Raw genomic sequence first — 1,798 nt, forward strand, 5'->3', positions numbered from 1 at the left:
GTGCAGCGCGTCTCCGACATCATCGGCGAGATCACTGCCGCGTCGTCCGAGCAGAGCGACGGCATCGGCCAGGTCAACACCGCCGTCACCCAGCTCGACCAGATGACGCAGCAGAACGCCGCTCTGGTCGAGGAATCGGCGGCCGCCGCCGAAAGCCTGCGCGAGCAGGCGCAGCGCCTGGCCGCCGTGGTCGCGACCTTCCGCCTCGAGTCCGGCGACGGCCCGATGCTGCAACCCGTGGCCAGGCCGGCGCCCGCGCCGGTCGCAGCCAAGCCGACGGCCGCGAAACCGGCCGCCGTCAAGCCGGCCGTTGCCGCAACCCCGTCCAGGCCCGCGGCGTCCCAGCCCGTCCCCGCGGTCAAGACCGAACCGAAACCCGTCGCACCGGCCCCGCGCGCCGAGCCGCTGCCCGCCCCGGTGGTGAGCAAGCCGGCCGCCAGCGCGACTCCCGGCGACGACTGGGAAACCTTCTGATCCTCCGCGCTCCCATGACCCTGAACAACCTCAGCATCCGCACCAAGCTCGTCGGAGGTTTCGCCCTCGTCCTCGCCATCGCGCTGCTGCAAAGCGGCCTGTCGATCCAGCGCCTGTCGCACGTCAACGACCAGGCGGCCGCCATCGCCACCAACTGGCTGCCGAGCGTCCGCACGCTGGGCGACCTGAACGCCGACCTGGCAAGCTACCGCGTGACGCGGCTGCGCCTCGCGCTGGCCGACACCTCGCTGGACGTCGACCCGATCGAGGAATCGCTGAAGAGGCTGGATGCCCGCTTCGAGAAGCACCGCGCCCACTACCAGGCGACCATCAGCTCGCCGCAGGAGAAGGCGCTGTACGAGCAGTTCGCGCAGCAGTGGAAGGTCTACACCGGGTTCACGCCCGAGATGCTGCGCCTGGCGCGCGAGATGGACACGACCGGCCTGAAGAAGCTGCTCAGCGGCCCGGCCGGACAGGCCTATGCGGACGCGACCGCGACGATCGACAAGCTGATCGAACTGAACACCGCCGGCAGCGACGCGGCCAGTGCCGAGGCGGCAGCCACCTATGCCTCGTCCCGCCTGGTGCTGCTGACCGGCCTGGGCGTGATGGCGGCACTGGGCATGACCATCGCAGGCTTCCTGTCGCGCCGCCTGTCGGGCGCGGCGGCGCAAGCGGTGGCCGATGCCAACCGCATCGCCGACGGCGACCTGAGCCGGCCGATCCTGGCCTCGGGCACGGATGAAATGGGCCGGCTGCAGCGCGCGCTCGGCGCGATGCAGGACAAGCTGCGCGGCATCGTCGGCGACGTGCGCCAGAACGCCGACGGCGTGGCCACCGCCAGCACGCAGATCGCGCAGGGCAACAGCGACCTGAGCGGGCGCACCGAACAGCAGGCGAGCGCGCTCGAGGAGACGGCGGCCTCGATGGAGCAGCTGTCCAGCACCGTGCAGCAGAACGCCGACAACGCCCGCCAGGCCAACCAGCTGGCGCAGAGTGCCTCCAGCGTCGCGGTGTCCGGTGGCGAGGTGGTGAGCCGCGTGGTCGACACGATGAAGGGCATCAACGACTCGTCGCGCCGCATCGCCGACATCATCGGCACGATCGACGGCATCGCGTTCCAGACCAACATCCTGGCGCTGAACGCCGCGGTGGAAGCGGCACGCGCCGGCGAACAGGGCCGCGGCTTCGCGGTGGTGGCCGGCGAAGTGCGCAGCCTCGCGCAGCGCAGCGCCGATGCGGCCAAGGAGATCAAGACGCTGATCTCGACCAGCGTCGAGCGCGTCGAGCAGGGCAGTGCGCTGGTCGACGAGGCCGGCTCTAC

At 71.1% G+C, this 1,798-nt stretch carries 2 protein-coding genes; both read left to right on the forward strand.

The genetic code is table 11. The features are described 5' to 3' along the window. A partial coding sequence (locus AC1DYN_RS32310) for a methyl-accepting chemotaxis protein (protein WP_477966849.1) occupies window positions 1-474 on the forward strand: 474 nt, incomplete at its 5' end. Window positions 475-488: 14 nt separating this feature from the next. Continuing rightward, on the forward strand, window positions 489-1,798 hold a 1,310-nt coding region (locus AC1DYN_RS32315; RefSeq protein WP_477966851.1), incomplete at its 3' end, for a methyl-accepting chemotaxis protein.

It is taken from the genome of Rhizobacter sp. P2_D12, assembly GCF_056404395.1.